This is a genomic window from Agrobacterium salinitolerans, from assembly GCF_027498475.1.
GTDB classification, from domain to species: domain Bacteria; phylum Pseudomonadota; class Alphaproteobacteria; order Rhizobiales; family Rhizobiaceae; genus Agrobacterium; species Agrobacterium salinitolerans.
In genome coordinates, this window is sequence record NZ_JAPZLN010000001.1 from 1 (window position 1) to 22,259 (window position 22,259).

General features: G+C 56.5%; 17 protein-coding genes and 2 tRNA genes. 7 read left to right on the forward strand and 12 right to left on the reverse strand.

The window, feature by feature from the left end; translation table 11 throughout:
* Nucleotides 1-291 precede the first annotated feature (291 nt).
* From O9X91_RS00005 to O9X91_RS00020, 4 genes are all read right to left on the reverse strand, one after another.
* Nucleotides 292-1,503, reverse strand: a complete 1,212-nt coding sequence (locus O9X91_RS00005; RefSeq protein ID WP_269834231.1) for a site-specific integrase — start codon at nt 1,501-1,503, stop codon at nt 292-294.
* Between the two features lie 410 nt (nt 1,504-1,913).
* Nucleotides 1,914-2,150, reverse strand: coding sequence for a hypothetical protein (locus tag O9X91_RS00010; RefSeq protein ID WP_269834232.1), 237 nt, complete (start codon nt 2,148-2,150; stop codon nt 1,914-1,916).
* A 424-nt stretch (nt 2,151-2,574) separates the two neighbouring features.
* Complete coding sequence (locus O9X91_RS00015; RefSeq protein ID WP_269834233.1) at nt 2,575-3,141, reverse strand: T4SS efffector SepA family protein; 567 nt, start codon at nt 3,139-3,141, stop codon at nt 2,575-2,577.
* A 143-nt stretch (nt 3,142-3,284) separates the two neighbouring features.
* Nucleotides 3,285-3,833 (reverse strand): recombinase family protein, encoded by a 549-nt coding sequence (locus tag O9X91_RS00020; protein WP_269834234.1) that lies wholly within the window; start codon nt 3,831-3,833, stop codon nt 3,285-3,287.
* 270 nt (nt 3,834-4,103) lie between these two features.
* Here O9X91_RS00020 and O9X91_RS00025 point away from each other — a divergent pair, with 270 nt between their 5' ends.
* Complete coding sequence (locus tag O9X91_RS00025; protein WP_269834260.1) at nt 4,104-5,966, forward strand: hypothetical protein; 1,863 nt, start codon at nt 4,104-4,106, stop codon at nt 5,964-5,966.
* Between the two features lie 213 nt (nt 5,967-6,179).
* Complete coding sequence (locus O9X91_RS00030; RefSeq protein WP_269834236.1) at nt 6,180-7,421, forward strand: plasmid recombination protein; 1,242 nt, start codon at nt 6,180-6,182, stop codon at nt 7,419-7,421.
* Nucleotides 7,422-7,485: 64 nt separating this feature from the next.
* Here O9X91_RS00030 and O9X91_RS00035 read toward each other — a convergent pair whose 3' ends face one another.
* The 5 genes from O9X91_RS00035 to O9X91_RS00055 all read right to left on the reverse strand — a co-directional run bounded on the left by O9X91_RS00035 (nt 7,486) and on the right by O9X91_RS00055 (nt 12,950).
* Nucleotides 7,486-8,250 (reverse strand): hypothetical protein, encoded by a 765-nt coding sequence (locus O9X91_RS00035; RefSeq protein ID WP_269834237.1) that lies wholly within the window; start codon nt 8,248-8,250, stop codon nt 7,486-7,488.
* 62 nt (nt 8,251-8,312) lie between these two features.
* Complete coding sequence (locus tag O9X91_RS00040; RefSeq protein WP_269834238.1) at nt 8,313-9,137, reverse strand: hypothetical protein; 825 nt, start codon at nt 9,135-9,137, stop codon at nt 8,313-8,315.
* Entirely contained in the window at nt 9,137-10,057 is a 921-nt protein-coding gene (locus O9X91_RS00045; RefSeq protein WP_269834239.1) for a restriction endonuclease subunit S domain-containing protein, read from the reverse strand. The genes O9X91_RS00040 and O9X91_RS00045 overlap by 1 nt, the downstream gene beginning before the upstream one ends.
* A 530-nt stretch (nt 10,058-10,587) precedes the next feature.
* Nucleotides 10,588-12,600 carry a type I restriction-modification system subunit M gene (locus O9X91_RS00050; protein WP_269834261.1) on the reverse strand — a complete coding sequence of 671 codons (2,013 nt, stop codon included), beginning with the start codon at nt 12,598-12,600 and terminating at the stop codon, nt 10,588-10,590.
* 273 nt (nt 12,601-12,873) lie between these two features.
* Nucleotides 12,874-12,950: transfer RNA gene (locus tag O9X91_RS00055), tRNA-Pro, on the reverse strand.
* A 264-nt stretch (nt 12,951-13,214) separates the two neighbouring features.
* Between O9X91_RS00055 and O9X91_RS00060 the strand changes: the two genes are divergently transcribed.
* Together O9X91_RS00060 and mqo are read left to right on the forward strand one after the other, a co-directional pair.
* Nucleotides 13,215-13,637 (forward strand): hypothetical protein, encoded by a 423-nt coding sequence (locus tag O9X91_RS00060; RefSeq protein ID WP_077982775.1) that lies wholly within the window; start codon nt 13,215-13,217, stop codon nt 13,635-13,637.
* Nucleotides 13,638-14,022: 385 nt separating this feature from the next.
* Entirely contained in the window at nt 14,023-15,738 is a 1,716-nt protein-coding gene (gene mqo / locus O9X91_RS00065) for a malate dehydrogenase (quinone) (RefSeq protein WP_269834262.1), read from the forward strand.
* Between the two features lie 350 nt (nt 15,739-16,088).
* On the opposite strand, the gene O9X91_RS00070 is transcribed toward mqo, so the two are convergent.
* On the reverse strand, nt 16,089-16,466 hold the full coding sequence (locus tag O9X91_RS00070) for a putative periplasmic lipoprotein (RefSeq protein WP_269834241.1): 378 nt from the start codon (nt 16,464-16,466) through the stop codon (nt 16,089-16,091).
* A 411-nt stretch (nt 16,467-16,877) separates the two neighbouring features.
* On the opposite strand from O9X91_RS00070, the gene O9X91_RS00075 reads away from it, so the two are divergent.
* Nucleotides 16,878-18,068 carry an IS481 family transposase gene (locus O9X91_RS00075; RefSeq protein ID WP_269834263.1) on the forward strand — a complete coding sequence of 397 codons (1,191 nt, stop codon included), beginning with the start codon at nt 16,878-16,880 and terminating at the stop codon, nt 18,066-18,068.
* A gap of 44 nt (nt 18,069-18,112) precedes the next feature.
* Here O9X91_RS00075 and O9X91_RS00080 read toward each other — a convergent pair.
* Nucleotides 18,113-18,187, reverse strand: a tRNA-Gln gene (locus tag O9X91_RS00080).
* 203 nt (nt 18,188-18,390) lie between these two features.
* Here O9X91_RS00080 and O9X91_RS00085 point away from each other — a divergent pair.
* Nucleotides 18,391-19,299, forward strand: coding sequence for an MBL fold metallo-hydrolase (locus O9X91_RS00085; RefSeq protein ID WP_142914160.1), 909 nt, complete (start codon nt 18,391-18,393; stop codon nt 19,297-19,299).
* A gap of 249 nt (nt 19,300-19,548) precedes the next feature.
* On the opposite strand, the gene O9X91_RS00090 is transcribed toward O9X91_RS00085, so the two are convergent.
* On the reverse strand, nt 19,549-20,472 hold the full coding sequence (locus tag O9X91_RS00090; RefSeq protein WP_142914159.1) for a DUF1499 domain-containing protein: 924 nt from the start codon (nt 20,470-20,472) through the stop codon (nt 19,549-19,551).
* A 321-nt stretch (nt 20,473-20,793) separates the two neighbouring features.
* On the opposite strand from O9X91_RS00090, the gene O9X91_RS00095 reads away from it, so the two are divergent.
* On the forward strand, nt 20,794-22,158 hold the full coding sequence (locus tag O9X91_RS00095) for a dicarboxylate/amino acid:cation symporter (RefSeq protein WP_077982780.1): 1,365 nt from the start codon (nt 20,794-20,796) through the stop codon (nt 22,156-22,158).
* The last annotated feature ends 101 nt before the right edge of the window (nt 22,159-22,259 follow it).

A 22,259-nucleotide genomic window follows, 5' to 3' on the forward strand; every position in this document is an offset into this window, starting at 1 on the left:
CCGTTCGGCACGAGATTGTCACCTATGTCTTAGGTACAAACTGTTACCTATGTCTCCGGTCTGGACAGGCTTCAAGCTGGTCGGAGTGAGAGGATTCGAACCTCCGACCCCCACGTCCCGAACTACGGGGACTTGACCGAATTCCCCGGTTTCTCAGGCTTTGTCAACATTGTTGATGCCCGTTCGTTCCCCCTATTTTCCGTTGTTCCGTTAGATATCGTTAGGGGCACTGCTATGACCGGGCGTAAAAAAACCCGCTCACACAAAGTGGTGTCAAGCGGGTTTTCACAGTCATGCAGCCTTTTCAATTTCCTCTTTGGCGTGCTGTTGGGGTTTCGCCTGCTTCGGCTTGATCTTCCACGCCTCATTAACTTCCATATGGAAATCCGGTGCGAAGTGCCCGTAGTGTTTCTTCACGATCTCCGGCGACGTGGAGATGTAATGGGCTACGATATCGACGTGAACACCACGGGCCATAAGCCATGACGCACAGGTGTGTTTGAAGGTATGGCGATTTACCAGTTTAGCTCGGTCCTTAGAGAAAACACGGTTCTTAAGGCTGTAGAAGCCTCGCCGAAGCTTTCCGACTTCGCCGTTAAATTCGATGACGTTGTCAGACTCCAATGCCCACCGGCGCATCATTGACAGGAGTTTGTCCGGGATACGCACAGGGTCTGCCTTCTTGTTGTTTGGTACGCGCCGCCCTTTCCACGCTCGATAAAAGATTCCATTCTCAAGGTCGATCCATGGCCTATCCGGCAGTTGCACATAGCTCGCCCGCTCAACAACCTCAGCCCGAGACCCCGTGTAAAGAGCGATGAGAATGAAGCGTGCGATGTGAACTGAAGTTTTGTGTCCTTTAGGGCCGCCGATGTGACGATTCCGGGCACGATAAGCTGCACGCACAAGCGCAGCTGCTTCCTGTACCGAATAGAACTCAATTCTGGCAGGGGGTGGCGGTGGAAGCTCCCAGTCGATTATGTGCCCCTTGAGTTCGCACTGGCCTTTTTTTACACCAAACAGGACCATCGCTTTAAGGTCCTGAAGCTCACGGCGAGCCGTATTGTCAGCCAGGGGTTTGCCGGGTCGCGCCTTCTGCTGATATGCAGCGCAATTTTTTTCGTGAATGTCGTAGACTGTCTTGCCTGTCCAAAAGGTAATCAGGCGCTCAACAGAATTCAGGTAATCACGCTTACGCTCTTTCGATTTTTTGGCGATCTTTTTCTGGTGACGCTCGATGTAGAAGCGGATGAGGTCGACAACGAGGACTTCGCGAACATCCTTGCCGTGATCGGCCATCGGTGTTTGCGCGTATAGCGCTGCCTCATATTCGTGGCGCTTTATTTCAGCGTCCGCACGAAATTCAAAGCCGAATCCCGTGCTAACAAGCTTCGGTCCATGCTTGATTGCCCAGTATCCCCGCGATTTGAGCTTCTTCTCGGGGCCGGGTTGATACTTAGGTTTGATCCAGACGAGATGCGGCGGTTTTGCTGGTCTTGGCATGATGCGATCCACTCCTGTACTTGTCGTCGCGTGATATGAATATTTTTTGTGTTAAGGCGGGTCGTCGCCAACTCGCGACGTTCAATTGCGAGGCGCAACGTCTTCACCGTGATCGTTGTTGAAGGTTCGGATTCTGTCCACCGGTACAGCACGCCTCCAAGTTCTGGCAGACAGACTGCTTCAGCAAGGGTGAGTGGTGCGTCGGGGGCCGGGTCGAAAATCTGAAGAGAGGTCATCGCGGAAGCTAGGTCGGCGATTATCGCGTCCATACTTGCTTCAAATGCGATGCGATCCGCATTGATCATTTCGATGACATCATCGAAATCACTGGGCTCCGCCCGCTCGTGGTGTTCATTCATCCGTCGCCCTCTAGTTGCGACGGCCCATATAGAGAACGGCCTTCGGTGGCTTCAAGTGGCCAAATTGCGAAAAGTTTGCAGGCCGTCCTTTTGGATCGCGTTCCGCAGTTCTGCCGCAGCACCGGGCAACCGAGACTTGCGAACCAGCTGCTTTTCCGCGCTTCCATGGGCCTGTACGTAGATCGCCGCGACGTAGCAAAGGATGACGCCGGTTTTGTCCCTCTGAGACATTTCCACGATCTCGACGTTAACCGTCAATCCCCGGATTTTCGTGATGGTTTGCTGCATTGAATGCTCCACTTCATAATTGAATTTATTGAGAAATTTATATCATGAAGAGAGATTCCTGAGAATCCATCGGGCGGGAAAGATGGCGTGGATAGGATAGCGTTTGTTAATTAGAAGGATCGGATTTTAGTGATCTTTGAAAGTCCCCGTTTACGTCCCTTGCGGGTGCCGAACGGAGCGGTAGGGCTGTCAAGCGGAAGCTGACGGGGTGGTGCGGCCCGCAGACGAAGGCGAGGACACGGCCCGGCTGGTTGGGCTTGACAGATCGGAGCGACCAAATGCTACCGCAACCGGTGCAGGAACATAAGGGAAAGGCCAAGGGCCGCCCCTTCTGCCCCTGCCCGGACTAGGCCCGCGCCAATGAGCGTAGGGGCAGGCAAGCGGAGCGCGCCAGGGGGGCTGAAGCCCCCGCGAGTGCACGATTTCAGTTGTTTCCAGACCGCACTTGGCCCGTCTTACCGGGATGCTGTGCCTTCGGGTTTTGCCGCCACGAGAATTCGACTGAAACTGGTATGCGCCACTTCCTGGCCAGTCGATCCACTTCTTTCCAGCAGTCCGATGCCGATTGTCCCTGAACCGAAATGCCAAGTTCAGGATGATACTTAAATCCTTCTTCAGTATATTCAGCAGTCTTAGCCGGGATCGCCAATTCGCGGACGAGTTTCTCACCCTCGAAACCCTTTGCCTTCACCTGCCCAATCATTGCGAGTAGAATTCCCGACCAGCGAGGGCTCTGTATTGCCTTGCCATTGATCGATGCCGAGAGCGGCTTTGTGAAAGCGAGCCCCGGCGCGGCGTCAAACTGCATCGCGCCGTCTTGCGTCGTAATCGAGGCCTCTTCAGGATCATCGTCCCGCTCGATCCCGAGCTGCTCCATCGCCTCGCGTACGAGGCGGTCAATCGTCTCGCTCGGCGTTTTGGTGCTGAACCAGGTCTTGAGGGTACTTAAGTCGGCAAAGGTGGCGTCATTGATTCTCACTACGGGCATCATGGTTATCTCCATCAATGTTGATAGAGGATATGTAACATAAATCCCGTCTCGCCACAACAGAATATGTTACATATTTCGTACGCGAGGACGATGCGTCCCTTCGGTGGAAGGCAGCGCGTCACCGATATCAAAGTTCAGTCTGCTCAGGTTCCGATGACGCGATAGACGCTTGCCCTACCGATCCCGAGCGTCCTCGCGATCTCGGATGCGCCCCTTCCTTCAGCCCTCAGTTCACGGATGCGGTTCATATCGATGGAAGGCTTGCGCCCCTTGTACACCCCTTCTGCCTTGGCCTTCGCAATGCCTTCAAGCTGGCGTTCCTTTCGGATGGCGGTTTCAAACTCCGCGAAAACACCCAGCATCTGCAAAAATGCTCTCCCTGATGCGGAGGATGTATCAATCGGTTGCTCGATGGCCCTCAGGCTGACGCCGCGAGACTCTAGCTCCTTGACTAACAAGGCAAGGTCCGCCAGGGAGCGCGCCAGCCTGTCGATGCGCGTCACCATGATGGTATCGCCTTTTCGCGTGAAATCGATCAACGTTCGCAACTCGTCACGTCCATCTGTCGTCGTGGCGGATTTCTTCTCGGCCCGAATGATCGTGCATCCTGCCGCCTTGAGAGCCGCCTCCTGAATCGCAAGGTCTTGGTCGTTTGTCGAAACGCGGGCGTATCCGTAAAGCTGTCCTGTCATGTTTATGTCTCAATAGGCTGTAGATGCATAAATTGTGTCGTCTTATAATTCGGAAGTAAACCCTATTGAGACGCGAAAGGTGTCTCACGCAATTGCATCGTTGCGGTATACCCAAATGATACGCACAGATTGCCTTGACGACAGACCCTATTGCGCGGACCATAAAAAAAGCCGTGGTCGTAGGGCTGGAACCCTGCACGGCTTCTTTTGGGATTGTTCAATGATTGTGAACGACGACGTCGATATTGTAAAGCTCCGCTTCATACCTGAGTGAGCGGCAGGTTGGGACATAACCCAACCGAAAAGACCTCCCCGCCTCGTTTTTCAAATTCAAATGTTGACATTAAAGCTGCGTCGCCCGGTGGCGGTCGTGGACTTATGCAAAATTCGAAGCTGGCGACGCAGATCGCGGCCTCATCAGGCACCGCGTATATTGATGCGTTTGCAGACGATGAGGTGCTGGTTCGTACAGGAGGGACTACGGTTCCGACGCCCCTGTTACCAAGACAAGAAAATATCAAATTCAAGGGCTCTCGTTTCGCCGAAAGCTGGTCACTTCTTGAAAAAATCCAGCGCTTATGTCGTCCTGACAATAAGGACGAAAGAGGTCCTGCCGTATGTGGCTGTGGTCGACCGCCGAAAAACGCAAAGCATGTGAATATCCACCTTCGACGAGACCCTGGTGAGGGTGGGGTTCAAGCCAGTGTTTCCGGAGTCCTGCGGTGCGATAGCCCATGGCTTTGCCCGCCCTGTTCGATGCGTTTGGCGCGGGAACGAATCGAAAAAGTCCTGGAGGTTACACGAGCCGCTTATGATCAAGGTGGGGCGGTCGCCATGGTCGCGCTCACGGCACGCCACACAAAAGCGACGGCGCTGATAGACATCATGGCTTTGATAAAGGAGGCGTCGAGTGCGGCGAGAAATGGACGCGCATGGATTGATGCAAGCGAAGGTTACGGCATCCTTGGCGTGATCGTAGGCCAGGAGGTCGAGTTAAGCGAAAAACACGGATGGCATTATCACCAACATCTCGCCGTTGTCGTGGGCGGCCCAACTGACGATGAGTTGGAGGCCTCCGGGTATGACGATGACCGGTTGGCCGAGATTGTCCACGAACGCGCGCTGGCAGCAGGCAGATGGGTGGAAGACGCATATAGGAAAGAAATCCTCGCATCCGGCTACAGAGTGCATAAGCGCAAAGGTTGTCGAACGCATGTTGCAGACGATGCGCAAAAAGCAGCCAGATATACGGCAAAGGGAAGTGCCGCATGGAGTGTTGACGGCCAAGAAGGAGCTACAAAGCCAGGCGTTCTAACGCCTTGGGACCTTGCTTTGGAAGCTGCGGACGGTGAACCGGGGACGAAACGCAAAGCATGGGCATTTGCGAAATGGAAGGAATATGAGGCGGCGATATCGGGCGCAAGATCGTGCGTTGTGTCTGCTAAACTTAGGAAGAATCTTGGTCTAGGGGCACCTAAAAAAGTTGACGACGCAGATGGAGACGGCAATGCAGATGCACCCGAACCACAGGAACAACAGCATCATGAGCGCTCCGGCGTGGTCGGCACGGTAGAAGCTCCGATATGGTCGCGCTGGATGAACTACGGCCTTGCTTCAACTTTCCTTCGGCGTGTCGAATACGGTGGAACGGCTGGGTTCGCGGAAGCGCGTCGCGAGACCGAACAAGACAGTGACATCATCGCTGCAAGTAGAGGTGACGAATCCATCGCTGAATTGAGAGAACGCATCAGGACCGAAGAAGCTGAGAGATGGCAGCAACTGGTCGAGCAAAACGAGCGGGAAAAGCTTGAGCGACAGCAGGAGATCGCTCGATACGAGAGGGCCGTTGCGGACACTCACCATAGGTGGGATATCAAAAAAGACGACCTATCGAGTGCCCTGTTGATCGCCGGGGAACGGTTGCGCCATTTCGAGGAAGCATTTGGTCAACGCAAATGCATTCGACCGATTGTAGAAGACATAGCGGCGTCGTACGGGGTGCAATTGACAGAAGCTGACGTGCTGAAAGCGGCAAATGCGGCCACCGACTTTGAGCGGGAATTTGAACAGCTCTGCGAAGGGCGGTGGCTATCGGCCGCTGAGGTAGCAGCGATCCGACCCGCCGCTCCGTAGCCTGCGCCCAAGGGCCCAATGCTGCACCGTTGGTTCATGGAATAATCGCCTCCCTGGCGAAAGAAGGGGTCGCCGAAAGGCTCTCCATGAAATGGTCCCACGGAAATGGCTCCCGGTAGGGCAGAATGATTTGACGGCAGGGAAAAGCTGTATTCTGTCCATACAGCTTACTTTCTGTTTCCATCTTGCTCCGCCGTTAGCGATCATTCCGGCATGGGTTACCAGTTTGTGCGTCTCGAACTCTTCAGCAGAAAAGGAAAGGCCGGTCGGGGCACCGATTTCGTCTTTGATGAGGTTTCTCGCAGACCACAGGCCTCCTTGCATGTCCGTGAACCGAAAACGCCGGATGTCGTGTTCGGTATGGAAATCGACGACCTACGGGCATTGCATGATGAACGGGCATCGCTCGCAAAGGTGACCGTCAAGGACAAAGCCAAAGCCATTCGAAAAGACCAGAACACTTTGGGTACTGTGATCATCAGCCATCCGGCTACCATGGAAGAATTTCATTCCAATCCGGCAATCCAGCGCGATGTGGTTGATTGGGAGCGTCGATCTATTCAATGGCTTAAATCTCTATACGGCGATGAACTGGTCACGGTCGTTCGTCACCTCGATGAAAGTCACCCACATCTCCATGCGTATCTCGTGCCGAAAGACAGCGAGATGCGCGCCGTAAAATTCCATCCCGGCTTCCTGGCTAAAAACGGGGTCAAGGCAGCAGGACCGGCCCACGGCGAGGATGACAAAACTCTCGGTAAACGGGCAGACCGGGCCTATATCGAGGCGATGCGTGACCTCCAAAATGACTTCCATGAGAAAGTCGCCATACCGTCAGGGTTGACCCGCATAGGCCCGCAGAAGCGCCGACTGACACGCGCTGAATGGCAGCGCGAACAACTACAAGCGCAATCTCTCAAAAAGACCATCGAAAAGGCAATGACTGTTAAAGCCTCTGGCGAGAGGTTCATTTCGAAGACCAAAGCGGAGGCGGAGAAGATTACCGCAGATGCTGGGCACCAACAGGAAGTGGCACAGAAGGCGATTGCCGCCGCGCGACAGGAGCAGGAGAAGGCGCGTGCGGCGATGGAGAATGCCATCAGATATGGCGGCTGGGCCGGTCGCCTGCGTGCTGTGTGGGACAACCTCGGTCGATCACGAATCGCGGAAAGAATTCGCCGCGAGTTGAAAGGCGAGATCGACCGTTGGCGTCAAAGGGCAACTGATGCTGAGCGCAGGCAATTGGAGGCCGAGCGCTTGCGTCACCAGGCAGAAAAGCAGGCTCGCGAGGCGAAGGATGAGGCTTTCAAGTCTAGCGTTGAGCGGGAACGTCTGCGCTCCATTCTTTCGTCTATTACAGGTCAGTCCCCGCCGGAACTGACACCAACGCCGAAACTGATATTGAAGCCAAATTTCGGCGACCTCAAATCATCGCCCGCCCGGCGTCAAAGCTGACGGCGCTCGATCCGGCGGGTTGCGCAGCAATTGCGTGCGTACCGATACGGCCCATCCGCGACAATCACGCTCCCGGAGCTAGCCCGTTGCTGTCGTCTTCCGGTTTGTTGACGTTTTTTGCCTTCCGCGCCTGTTCGGCCTCCTGCTGCTTGCGCTGCTCCCACAGGACTGCACGGTTCTGGAACGCTCTGATAATATCAGCATCACGATCCCCGAAGCATTGGCGAAGCTCGCCGAGGTCAACGGCATAGGCTTCGTCTAGATACACGTGGACTTCACGGGGTGTCAGTAGCTTGAGCGCAGCTAGGGCGTCTTGTTGCCAATATGGCGCTGTCAATTCATGCATAATCTGACCGATGTATGGTCGATGCCCCCACTCCCGATATCGAAGAGGGAACAGATGATAATCCGGTTCAGATTGCCAGGCCTTTTGACGTTCCGCTTTCCTGCTGCGGGAAACTCCGCGCTCCTTCAAGATTCTGCTCCACTGGGCATATGAGTAGCCGTCACAATACTCATTATGATGATCGTGCGGAGCGAAATCGTTATCTGGATCAGGTGCCCAATCCGTGGGCTCTGGCGTCGGATTGAGTCGATATGTGATCGAGTAGCTAATCGCTGTTAGAATTGACTGTTTCATGGCGAGGATAGCCAACAGAAGAAGCATCAACATGCGCTGGCGACGTCTGCGAGCATCCGCAATCTGGCGACGTAAGCGTTCCCTATGGCGACGCAGCTCCTCGGCGCGCGACGCCGCTTTTTCGCGGCGGCGTTCCTTCCGTCGCGCTAATCTCGATCTTTGTTCAGGCGTCAAATGCTGGTTTTGCATGGCGATCCTCCTCAACCGGAGGATCGGGCTTCACCCTGCAAGGAACTAACGACTTGCCGATGTCAAAGAGTACATTTCACGAGCCGCATCGCAATGAGATACGCCGGTTTGTAAATCCTGTTGTGCATGTCGTTGGGCGTGATCGATCCATGAAACAATGCATTGCGCAGCCCGTACAGCACGTCGATCAAGGCAGAGAAATTCTTCGCAGGATCGTCGATGAAATGAACGTCGCCGTAAGTCAGCTTTCTTTGCGCCCCGTGCTCGGCGAGAACGTTCATGATCATTCTGGGAGCGACCGCTTCGAATAAGCTCAGCAGCAATGCCCGCTGCTCATCCTTCAGCGCCCGAAAGCTGGCGTCATCTTCTAGGCTCCGTCTATCATGCGACGGAAGCGTAAGAGCATAGGCCGCAACGGTCCTTGAGGCCGAAATCTCAACGTGCACTTCCCCCCTATTGGGATGGTCGCGCCGACACCGGAATGTGCGGGTCCACTTGACCTGCTGTTCATCCTTCTTCGCATTCGCGCCTATATCGACCGTTTCGAAGCAAACACGCCCCTTGCGACCCTCGACAATGCACTCCTGTAGGCGACGGTGCAGTTCGCTAATATGTAGCCGGAACTCTTGGGCATCGACGCTATCGTCCTGCCAATTAGCTTCGGCATCTCGCGCAACGCGGAGGTTCCTCGATATCATAGGCAACGTTTTGTTTTTCACGACGTTGCCGGTACCTTTCACCCTATCCAGCAATTCCCGGTCGGATAGGTCGCCGAATGTGTCTGTCATCCACGCGTTGAACGGTATCCATGCTTTGATGAACTGGCTGAACCAATCGACCTCGGCTTGGTCGCGCCACCGTTTGAGATTGTCGCCCAAGCCCGGCATCACAGAGCCTCCAACTCGTCTAGATAGACCAATGCTGATGCTTCGCTGTCTTCGATAGCGATCTCCACCGCTCTCTTGGCGGCGTCTAGCAGGGCGCGAGCTGTGCGACGGGCTTCGAAGCCCTCTTGGACAATGGCGGCTATCTCAGCGGAGGCGGCTTCAACGGCGTCTGGGAGTTGAATCGCGAGCAGGTCGCCTTCGCTAAAGCGCGGGTGCTGAGACCCATCTTGGCACCACTTCAAAATGGTCTGAACAGGAGCTGACCGAAGAAAGGTTAAGAGGGTCTCGGGTGCAATTGCCTTATCAGCCTTAGTCTTGGGCCGAAGGACGATGAATTCCGAGGAACCGACCAAAGGTATTTTTCCGTCGGTGCGTACAACTGCGATTTCTCGCAGGTAGGCTCGAAGCCGGGAAATTACCACGTCACCGTTCTTGAAGACCTTCTTCGTGCTGCCAACATCTTCAATTGCGACCGGGTCCATCTCGTCGTCCAAGATTGGTTGCAACGCATCCGTGAGGTCGTAGTTGCGGACCATCAACGGTGCAGCATCGTTCTTTGGGTCCATCATTTCCCGGATGGAGGCGAAGCGTTCGCCAAGCGGTTTGCCGGGCAGCTTGCAAAGCGCTTCCTTCATTTGTGATTTGGCGGGCATGAAGTATTGCGCGTCCAGCCGCCCCGAAGCAAAGGCATCAGCAGACGAGGCGGTGTAGGCCAGAGGTTCCGGTGGTGCCCAATTGGCGAGGCCAAGCATATCTGCCATGGTAGACGCGGACAGTTCATACTTGGTGTCGGCTAGCTCCCGATGAAACGACGCTCGCGCGAGAAGAGTCTTGATCCCGGCATTCAAACCATCACCAAATATAGGAACTTCAATTTCGTCGAATTCTACTAATTTTATTTCCGGGCGGGTTGCCTTCATGCCCCGCCTCCGAAGTTGAGAATATCCAAAACCCGAATTTAAGAACGTTGATACGTATGTCGGGTCGTACGAATTTTTGAGCCGTACGATTCCAACGTGAGCAATAGTATTTGCTTCTCCGAATCCCTGGGGAACGACTGCACTGTTTCCGAAATACACACCCGTTTTGGTTACAAGCACATCGCCCGGCCTTAAGCTTGAACGACCCAAATTCGCGTGGTGTCTTTCGGAGATTGAGCGCATATCGCTCGTATCTATCCAGCCTTCTTTTACGTTGGCGCTGAGAACGAACTTCACGCCGTCATCCACGTACTCGGCTATTCCATGGTCTCCGTCAGTGATCAGCGTTGATATGTCGGCTAAGGACTCCACACGCGCTCCGCAAGAACGAATCCTGTCCTGCTTAGCGACGTAATCGGGCAGATAGTATTCCGAACCTATAGTTTGGAGGTTTTCGAGTTCAGACAAGGGCATTATGGTGATCGCCAGCCCCCCCAACAACGCGCTCAACTTCGCGTTATCGTGAGGGCCTAGCGAAAAAAACTTAGCCCCTCTTTCTTCGCGAATTCGATGAAGGCCTCAGCCACGCCGTCCTGTGTTCGGCCATCATGATTGAACAGATCATGGGCGACGATGAAATGCCCGTGGCTATCTCGTTCATTGGTGCCGTCGGGCTTCTTGACGTAGACCTTTTCGCCGCGATTGTTGACGCTTTCGACCTGCTGAGTGGCGAAGAAGATGTTGTAGTCTTCGACTTTCGGGCAAAGGGGTCCGGCGTTCTCATCATCGTTCCATTTCTGGACGAATAGAACGCTCGTCTTGGTTCCCGTGTGGGGCTTGAACGTATTCGGATGCAGCCCAACGACCGCAAGAATGCGGCACTGTTCCATGATGAACTTGCGCACCCGCTGGTCGCTGGAATTGTTGAAGCGGCCTTGAGGTAGTACGACCGCCATCCGCCCACCAGGCTTCAGGAAATCCAGATTGCGTTCGATGAAAAGAAGGTCGCGACCGACTGCGCTTTCATACTTGCCATTTTCCTTCTGGGCGATGGTGTAGGGCGCGAGCATATCTGTCTGTTTGATATCACCAGCGAAGGGAGGGTTCGCCATGACAATGTCGAAATTGAAATTGCGGAAGTCACCCTGCTTCTTGCTTACACGCAACCTTTTCAGCTTCGTCCAGCCCGGGCCATAGGTCTCCTGCCACTCGTCTTGTTTGGTCGCTTCATCCCATTTCTGCCAATCCAGGGTATTCATGTGGAGAACGTTCGTCTGCCCGTCTCCAGCGATCAGGTTGAGGCACCGGGAAACGCGGACACTCTTTTCATCGAAATCCAGCGCGAAAACCTTGTTCGATACATAGTCAAGGCAGCGCTGGGGCTTCCGCTCGGCGGTAAAAAGATTTGACCGGGGAAGGCCCAAGTCCTCAAGAATATTGCCCCACACATGGAACATTGAGTGGACTGTGAAACCTGCTGATCCGCATGCTGTGTCGACGACAGTTTCCGTTTCCTGAGGATTCAGCATCTTGACGCACATGTCGATCACCCACCTGGGGGTGAAGTATTGGCCCTTCTCCCCTTTGGCGGATTTGGAGACCAGGTATTCGAAGGCGTCATCCACCACGTCAAGGTTCGAGTTAAACAGCTTCCATTCTTCAAGAGACGCAACGCAAACCTGGAGGTGGTCTTGCGATAGCTTGATGCGCTCATCGTCCGAGAAGACCCCCGGCCACTCTGCCTTTGCTGCGTCGAACAGGTTTTGGATATTTTCCTTGAGCTTCGAAGCCGTGTTCGTGTTTCGGAAACGGAGGTACGGATAGCGCCCCTGGTGACAGGACATCTCATCGTACAGCTTGGTGAACACAAGCTTGAAGACCTCCTCGAATACATCCACGCCAGCGTTAGCCAGCACTTCGTCTTCCAGATCAACGATCTTTTCCCGCAACGCCTTGTTGCCTGCGGACGTCAAGGCGCGTTCATTTTCCTTGTCTTCAAGCGTCTTCAGCGTCCAAGGTTCATTGATGATATCTTCAATGTCCTGGGCCGCCGTTGGCAGGTGCGGGATTTCTTGAAGGTAGTTTGGGTTCTTGCGGTTCCAGACCTTGCTATCCGGTCCATTGCTCCACATGGCCAGCGGCGCACCCGTGGCGTGCGTGTACGAACGAAGCTGCTCCTTGCCGTCCTTCGCCTTGCCCTGCTTCACTTCGATGATGATGTAAGGGACCGTTGGACGATCTGCATCGAACACCACAATATCAGCACGCTTGGATGTATCGCGCCCGAAGGTGATAGGATATTCGACCGCGAGACGGCTGACCGGGTAAACGTACTGAGCTTGAAGCTTGTAGAGCCAATATTGGCGCACGCATTCTTCCGGCTTTGCCAATATTTCTTTCTTGCGGACTGGGCACTGGAAGTAGGAGCGATCACCCTTCTCAATCAGAAGCGCATCTAATGCGGCGATCTCTACGGCGGAAAGAGAGCTGATCCAAGGACCAATATCGTGACCAGCAAACAATTGAACTACGCCTATCGGCATAAGTCGCCCCCATTTCAAGATTCGTTTTGGGGCACTGTTACCACGTTTGCCCGCCTCGAAAAGCCTTCATCTTCGAGTTGATCGAACGAAAAAGGACGCGGATTGGTTTTGACGAAAATCGATGGGACAATGGTCGAATACCCGCCGGATCGGACCGATATCACAAGACCCAGACCAGGGGCCGCGCTCAACCATTAGGTATTTCGTTAGGTGAAAAATTTCGGGAAACATTAGCAACCCTGATTTTCGGCAACAATTACCTAGGGTTCCAGCTGGTCGGAGTGGCAAGATTCGAACTTGCGACCCCCACGTCCCGAACGTGGTGCGCTACCAGACTGCGCTACACTCCGTGACCAGCAGCGCGTCTATAGACCAGCCTCCGGCATTCGACAAGCGGCTTATTGCATTTTTTGTGACAAGTTTTTCCCATCCGTTGAAGCAACCCCGCCAAGCGCCTGCGCCGCCGGCTGGAAGGCCTCAAAACGTTACAAAAAAGCAATTGTGGCAGGAAATTTTCATCGAACCGCACACCTCCCCTGCCCGCCGCCGCCAAATCTGCTAGGGGAACGGAATGACCGGCGGGAAGCCGGACACGGTACAAAGGACATTTCACCATGCTATCTCGCAGCGTAACGCTTGCAGCGTTTGCCATTGCGCTCTCGGCCTGCACCACCTCCACGGGCGGTTCCACTCCCTCCTTCACCCAGAAGAGCCCCGTTGAGACCCGCTGGGTCGGCCAGTCCGCAGGCGTTTTCTTTGCAAAATTCGGCCCGCCGCAAAGCGATACGGAAACTGGCAGCTCCACCGTGTATAACTGGCGCGGCGGCTACAGAAAGGCCACCATTCCGGCCAGGTTCGAAGAAGGCAAGGATGGCAAGAAGGGGCGCCAGATCTCGCCCGCCCGCACCGCCTCGCTCTCCTGCACGGTGCAGCTCGTCGTTTCCAGCGACTACAAGATCACCGCCGTGCGCACGGTCTCCGACCGCCCCGGCATTAACGGCCCGAGCTATTGCGCGGAATTCCTCGCCGCAGATTGATCTTCGGCCATAAACCGAATGCCCAAAGCCCGCCCGAACTGGCGGGCTTTTTCATTTTTTCGGGATTATTGCCACTTTTCTGCAAAATTTTTGCCTGTAGCCGCACCCTGCGACCCGCAACGCGCCGGAAACAGCGTCATATGCGCCTTTCCGCGACACCTCGCGTTCAGAACCCTTTCAACCGTTTGAAAGCACCGGCTAATCTTCGCCGTCACAAAAATGACGATCGGCAGGACTGCAAAATTGGCCGTTGCGACCATATTTCCTGCAAAATCCCCGCAAAACTGCTTGTGCCGGAGTGCAGAAGGTCGGGTTGTGCCGCTTTGCGCTTTGCTATAACGGGGCGCTCGGGAGGAATGTTTTTAACACAAAACAAGAATCAGGTATGGCCGTGACTCCCATCGATCAAGACAAATCCCAGCTCACTGATCTCGCCCATGCATTTCCGCTGAACCGCCGACAGGTTCTGGGCGGTGCGCTCGCCGGAATTGCCGCAGCGGCGCTGCCCTCTTCCCCACTCCTCGCCAATACGGCCGCCAAGAAGGTGGACGTCCTTCTCATCGGCGGCGGCATCATGAGCGCGACGCTCGGTGTGTGGCTGCGCGAACTCGAACCGACCTGGTCGATGCAGATGCTGGAGCGGCTGGATGGCGTGGCGCTGGAAAGCTCCAACAGCTGGAACAATGCCGGCACCGGCCATTCCGCGCTTGCCGAGCTGAACTACACGCCGGAAGACGCCAACGGCAACATCAAGATCGCCCAAGCCATCAACATCAACGAATCCTTCCAGATTTCCCGGCAGTTCTGGGCATGGCAGGTGAAGAACGGCGTCTTGAAGAACCCGCGCTCCTTCATCAACCACACGCCGCATATGAGCTTCGTCTGGGGTGACGAGAACGTCGCCTATCTGGAAAAGCGTTATCAGGCGCTGAGGACCAGCCCGCTTTTTGCCGGCATGGAGTTCTCCACCGATCCCGAGCAGATCAAGAAGTGGGTGCCGCTGATGATGGAAGGCCGCGACCCTTCCCAGAAGATCGGCGCCACCTGGTCGCCGCTCGGCACCGACATGGAATTTGGCGAAATCACCCGCCAGTTCGTGTCGCATCTGCAGAGCGACCAGAATTTCGACCTGCAGGTCAATAGCGAGGTTTCCGACATCCAGCGCAATGCCGATGGCAGCTGGCGCGTGACCTATACCAACACCAAAACCGATGCCGAACAGGTGGTGGATGCGAAATTCGTGTTCATCGGCGCCGGCGGCGGCGCGCTGCATCTGTTGCAGATGTCCGGCATTCCCGAAGCCGATGATTATGCCGGTTTCCCGGTGGGCGGCTCGTTCCTCATCAACGAGAACCCTGATGTGACGATGCAGCATCTCGCCAAGGCCTATGGCAAGGCCTCGGTCGGCTCGCCGCCCATGTCGGTGCCGCATCTCGATACCCGCGTGCTGGGCGGCAAGCGCGTCATCCTGTTCGGACCTTTCGCCACCTTCTCCACCAAGTTCCTGAAGGAAGGCTCCTATTTCGATCTCGTCTCCTCCGTTACGACAAGCAATGCCTGGCCGATGGTGCGCGTGGGCATCGATGAATATCCGCTGGTGGAATATCTCGCCGGCCAGCTGATGATGTCGGACGACGACCGTTTTGCCGCGCTGAAAGAATATTTCCCCAATGCCAAGCAGGGCGAATGGCGCCTGTGGCAGGCCGGCCAGCGCGTGCAGATCATCAAGCGCGACGAAGAAAAGGGCGGCGTGCTCAGGCTCGGCACCGAAGTCGTCTCCGCCAAGGATGGCAGCATCGCCGGTCTGCTCGGCGCGTCTCCGGGCGCCTCGACGGCGGCACCGATCATGCTCAGCGTTCTGGAAAAGGTCTTCAAGGACAAGGTCGCGACGCCGGAATGGCAAACGAAGCTGCGCCAGATCGTGCCGAGCTATGGCACGAAGCTCCATGACGACCCGGAAAAGGTGCGGCAGGAATGGGCCTATACCGCCGAACACCTGCAGCTGCCCACCCCGCCGCAGATCGACCTTGAGGCACTGAAGGGCGCCGGCGCGGCGCCTGCGGGTGCGCCAGTGAAGAAGGTGCCGGATATCGCGCTTTAAGGCTTGGTTGCGATTTTTAGGATTGAACGCCGCGCGTCTCCGGATGCGCGGCGTTTTTGTTGATGCACGCCTTTCCCGCACTCACCCTTGGGCTTGACCCGAGAATGACGGAGGACAGGTTTTCGCGCTCAACGGTATCCTGGGTTATAGCGTGGCGTGGTAAGCCGACCATCATCGGATGACGGTCAGGTCACCTTCAGATGCCGTTGGAGCGTTACGAGGGGACGCCTGTGGCTTTTTCTGTCTTTCGCTGAGCCCCCGAACTTCTCCTGAAGTGTCCTTGCATGGTCTCAAGCACGGGAGTGAAGATGGGCGGCGCGGAAGACGAGCTTAGCGCCGCGCAATCGCAATCAGGACTTCATGTTCAGCAACTCCGGAAATTTATAGTAACGCAATCGCTTGTCGCGGCAACGGTAGTCATTCTTTGAGGCGTCCACGCTCACATTCTGGTACAAGGCTATGCCAATATACGACCAATTGGGATTGGAACGTTCTGCTGTCCGCGTGCAAAAAGCGTAAATCTGCTTTGCGGGATCGAGCAACACTACGCTCGAAATCTCGGCTTTCGTGAAATCCCCGGGTTTAATGGTTCCGCGCAGGACGCCCACATAGTCCCGTTTAATCGATCTGGAAGGAGGACGCTGCGAATCCAAAACAGATTGTGGTGCCGGTGTCTGGCAGCCAGCCAGCGTCATCACTGCTGCACAGAATAGTAAAGTCGTCTTCATTCAATTAAATCCCCAAAAGGCAAGGCGCAAGACGCACACTATATCCTACGAATATTGCGATAATATTCGTAACGCACCGGTATCCACAGCCGATAGTATCAAGGTCACTCTTCGATAGTCCGGGCAATAACCATTTATCAATGAGGTTGCGGCGCGCTCTTCCAGCTTCCTCATCTCCGATAATGACGCCGCTAGCTGCTTGGCAGAAAGTGGGCGACTATAACTCACGCAACATAGGTGGTCGAAAGAGTTCAAATCTTGCGGCAAACGGGGTACATAGTGAGGTACTCACTGAGGTACGCATCTACGTCTAAGTCTTTTATTTAACTGCGGTAAGTGTCCGACTTGAGAAATAGGTGACGTTTTGTACCGGAGACATGGGTAACACTTTTCGCTTTGCGGGAGGTGTTGATGCCGTGGAGAGAGACTTCGGTTATGGAAGAACGTCTACGCTTTGTCGCCCGTTTGCTGGAGGGCGAAGGAATGAGCGAGGTGTGCCGGGACTTCGGCATATCGCGCAAGACCGGCTACAAGATATTCTATCGCTACAAGGACGACGGGCTTGAAGCTCTGACGGACCGCTCCCGGCGTCCGGTGCGCTACGCCAACCAACTCCCCGATCCCGTCGAGGCAATGATCGTGCGCCTCAAAAAGGAGAAGCCTCATTGGGGTGCGCGCAAGATCCGCGAACTGCTGGTGAAAAAGCTCGCTGGCGACGTCCGTATTCCGGCGAGCAGCACCGTACATGCGGTGCTCGACCGCCATGGCCTTGTGCGCCAGGCCCGCAAGAGGAACCGGGCAAACAAGGCCATGGGCACCACGCTGTCGCAAGCCGTCAATGCCAACGATCTGTGGTGCGCCGACTTCAAGGGCGAGTTCAAACTTGGGGATGGCCGTTATTGTTACCCTTTGACCGTAACCGATCAGGCATCCCGCTATCTATTGGCTTGCGAAGCCTTCGAATCGACACGAGAGCAAGCCGTGATCGAAGCCTTCCGCCGCCTGTTTGCCGAACATGGCCTGCCTCAGGCGATACGCTCGGACAACGGGCTACCTTTTGCCTCACCAAACGGGCTGTACAATCTGTCGAAGCTGTCGGTTTTCTGGTTGAGGCTTGGGATAGCGATCGAGCGCATCAAACCGGGCCATCCACAGCAGAACGGCCGGCATGAGCGTATGCATCTGACATTGAAGAAGGAGGCAACTCGCCCACCCGAACGTAGCCTTCTCCAGCAACAGGTACGCTTTGATGCATTCGTCAGCGAATTCAATGGCGAGAGGCCGCATGAGGCGATCAGCATGAAAGTGCCTGCTGATCTCTATACCGCCTCTTTGCGCCCCTACCTTGGCCTGCCGGAGATCGATTATCCCTTCCATGATCGAGACATCATCGTCACCAATTGCGGACGCGCCTGCCTCTTTCGCAAGAAGATCAATATATCGACCGTACTGGCCGGACAGAAACTGGGATTAAAGGAGGTGGAAGACGGCATTTGGCTCGTCAGCTTCATGCATTACGATCTAGGATATATCGACCTGGAACAGAGAACGCTGCAAACAATCGACAATCCGTTCGGCACGAGATTGTCACCTATGTCTTAGGTACAAACTGTTACCTATGTCTCCGGTCTGGACAAAAGAAAGTTTGGCTGGGGCGCCAGGATTCGAACCTGGGAATGCCGGTACCAAAAACCGGTGCCTTACCGCTTGGCGACGCCCCAACAGGGCAGCGAGAGAGAAACGCCGCTGCCTGAACCGCGCCTGATTAGCAAAGCCTGCCCGGCCCGGCAATGACCCGGCGACCAATTTTTTCACAAAATACAAGCTTTTTGGGTGCCGGGCCGCGGGCGGCATGATAGGGCTTGGCGATTGTGCGGCGGGTGCCGCCGGCACTTTCGGCATGGCATTCACTGAGGAGGTCTCGATGGCGGACCCGGCATTCGATCTCGACTTCAAGCCGGCCTATGGCGAGGCGGTTCCTGTTGCACCGCTGATCCAGCGCCTCACCGTCAATAACCCTTCCGCCTTCACCTTTCATGGCACCAATTCCTATATCGTCGGCGACCGCTCCGTTGCCGTCATCGATCCGGGCCCGGAGGATGAGGCGCATTTTCAGGCTTTGATGGCGGCGCTCGAAGGCCGCGAGGTGACCCATATCTTCGTCAGCCACACGCACCGCGATCACTCGCCGCTGGCCCGCAGGCTGGCGCAGGCGACCGGGGCGGTGACCGTGGCGGAAGGCCCGCACCGTGCCGCGCGACCATTACACACGGGCGAGACAAACCCCTTTGCCGAGAGTTCCGATACGGCTTTCGTGCCCGATATCGCACTTGGCGACGGGCAGAGCCTTTCCGGCGATGGCTGGACATTGACGGCGCTACATACGCCGGGCCACACCGCCAATCACGCCGCCTTTGCGCTTGAGGGCAGCGGCATCGTCTTTTCGGCCGATCACGTCATGGCCTGGGCCACCACCATCGTGGCACCTCCGGATGGGGCGATGAGCGATTACATGGCCTCGCTGGACCGGCTGCTCACCCGCGACGACCGGCTGTTCCTGCCTGGCCATGGCGGCCCGGTCACCGATCCCGCCGCCTTCATGCGGGGCTTGCGCGCCCACCGCCGCATGCGGGAAAAGGCGGTTCTGAAGCGCATCCGGGACGGCGACAGGCGGATCGCCGATATGGTGAAGGTGATCTATGCCAGCACCGACAAGCGCCTGCATGGCGCGGCCGCACTTTCCGTGCTGGCGCATATCGAGGATCTGATCGAAAAGGGCGAGGTGCAGACGGATGGTGCGCCTTCGCTCACGGGTGAATATTTTCCGGCGTGACGGGTTTTGACAGGCAGCATTTCAAATCTTGCTATCGGCTCAGCCATCGCTCTCCCATTGATGGCGCGGGCGAGTGCCACTCGTTTCTTCTCCCCGTCGGGGAGAAGTCCGCGGCAGACGGATGAGGGGGCGACGGTAGAGATATTCGGAGAGCTAGCTCCCTCATCCGACCCTTCGGGCCACCTTCTCCCCCTCGGGGAGAAGAAACCAAGCCGCAGCGCCATGCGCTACCTCACATCAAAAAATGTATCAATTATCGTTCAGACCCTGCATCTCCGCATCCAGCGCATCGAGATAGGCCTCGGCAATCGCCGCACCCATGCCGAGATCATGCGGGCCGTAGCGGGAGGCGACGCGCACGTCGACGATGGTGGTTTCCGCCTCTTCCTTCAGGCGGATGAGGATATCGAAACGCAGGCCCCAGATGCGGGTGCGGGTTTCACCCTGCATCAGCACCACGCCGCTGCCGTTGAAGAAGGTGGGTAACGGCGCATCAGTCGGGCGGGCCATGGGCACCGGCACGATGGAGGGCAGGTCTTCCACCGGTGCATCTTCCGTGGGCTGCTGCTGCCTGTCCTGTGGCGGCACCCCGATGGAGGGGGCGTCTTCCACGCCGATCACACCCTTCGTATGGGTGATGCGGATGGACTGGGCAGCCGCCATTTTTTTGGCGGCGGCATAGATGCGGTCAATCGCGCCTTCATAACGGCGCCCGGCAAGGCTGGCATAGGCCTCCATCTGCGCATCGCGGTCGGCCCTGGTGATGACGGCGGGCCGCACCAGCCATTGCTGGTTGGCCGCTGGTGCCGCCAGCCACTCCGGCACGTCGCTCAGGTCCGTGGAAATGTCGTAAATCTTTGGCTGCTGCCAATAAAGAAAAGCGCCGTAACCGACCACGCCGAGCGGCAGGGCCGAGAGAAGCAGCGCCGCCAGCGCCGAAAGCCCGCCGCGCGCACCCCTGGTCCAAAGCCGCTCGAGGCCGATGAGCGCCAGAAGCACGGCGAGAAGAGCGATACCGGCGGCAATCAGGAGCAGCCCGACAAGATCTGGCGTCGTCAACGGTCCGAAACGGTGGATACCGGCGGCGATGAGAAAAAGCGCCAGCGCCGCAAGGCCCAGATACCGGGAAAGATAGGCTGCAACCGAAAAAGGCCGGACGAAACGCACAGTCATGGAAGCGGATATCCGTTAGATCGCATTGGCTAAAAAGCGTTGCACCCGAATTCTGACAGGGAATCACCTGCATATGATGTCATAGACCGGATTTGCGACGAGGAAAACAAAGGACAATGGCGATCTGCGCTACGACGGCGAGAGCCTGGAATAATTTTCCGCATCGCACATGTTCCAGGGAATAATTCCCCGACAATGAAACAAATACGCAAGTCCATCTCTTAATTGCTGAGGAAATCGGCGTATTGTCGGCGACCTCCCTCGAGAATGCGTGTAAAAAGTGCAACATTCTCGTTTTTTTGCACAATAAAGAGACATCTCATGTCACAGGCAACGACGTCCGCCGGCCCCTCCGGGCCTAAACCCTTTTACCGCAATTTCGGCTTTCAGGTTCTGATCGCCATGGTCATCGGCCTGCTGCTCGGGCTCGTTGCGCGCAACATCGGCCCCGATGCCGCCGGCAGCCCGAACTGGCTTTCGGTGACGCTGCAGACCATCGGCAGCATTTTCGTACAGCTGTTGCGCGCGCTTGTGCCGCCGCTGATCTTCACGGCCATCGTCGCTTCCATCGCCAATCTCAAGAACCTTTCCAATGCGGCAAAGCTCGTGTGGCAGACGCTTTTGTGGTTCGCCATCACGGCGCTTATCGCCGTCGTCATCGGGATCGTGCTCGGCCTCGTCATTCAGCCGGGTGTCAACACGGCGATTGCCAATACGGCAGCCGCCGCACCCTCCTCCACCGGCTCCTGGCTGGACTTCCTCAAGGGTCTGGTTCCTGCCAACGTCTTCGGCCTTGAAGCGTCCACCAAAATCAACAACGGCGCCGGCAGCACCTCGCTGAACTTCAACGTGTTGCAGTTGCTCGTCGTATCGATCGCCTTTGGTGTGGCGGCGCTAAAAGCCGGCAAGGCGGCGGAACCGTTCCTCGCCTTCAACCAGTCGCTGCTCGCCATCGTGCGCAAAATCCTGTGGTGGGTCATCCGCCTCACCCCCATCGGCACCATCGGCCTGCTCGGCCGCGCGGTTGACCAATATGGCTGGACGACGCTGTCGCAGCTCGGCTGGTATGCGGCGGCCGTGTATATCGGTCTGGCGTTGGTACTCTTCGTGGTCTATCCGGCGCTGCTTCTGGCGCATGGCCTGAAGCCGTCGCGGTTCTTTGCAGGCGCATGGCCAGCCATCCAGCTTGCCTTCGTCTCACGTTCCTCCATCGGTACGCTGCCCGTCACCGAAACCGTGACGGAAAAGAGCCTCGGCGTGCCGCGCGAATATGCCGCCTTCTCCGTGCCGCTCGGCGCCACCACCAAGATGGATGGCTGCGCCGCGATCTATCCGGCAATCTCGGCGATCTTCATCGCGCAGTTCTTCCAGGTGCCGCTCGGCATTCAGGAATATGTTCTGATCGTCTTCGTTTCCGTGCTCGGTTCCGCTGCAACGGCCGGCCTGACGGGTGCTGTGGTGATGCTGACGCTGACACTCTCCACCCTCGGCCTGCCGCTGGAGGGCGTGGGCCTGCTGCTCGCCATAGACCCGATCCTCGACATGGGCCGCACGGCTGTCAACGTCGCCGGCCAGGCGCTGGTGCCCACCATCGTCGCCAAGCGCGAAGGCATTCTCAATGAGGCCGTCTACAACAACGCCAAGGACATCGACGCGCTCGATGACCGGGAAGTGGCGGCGGCCTGAGTACTCTGCCGGCTGTGGCGGTCGCGACGTGCGGCCGCCCGGTTTGCAACGCAACTTTCCACCCCGATGCGGCTTTTCCCCAAATGCAAACAGGCGTATCA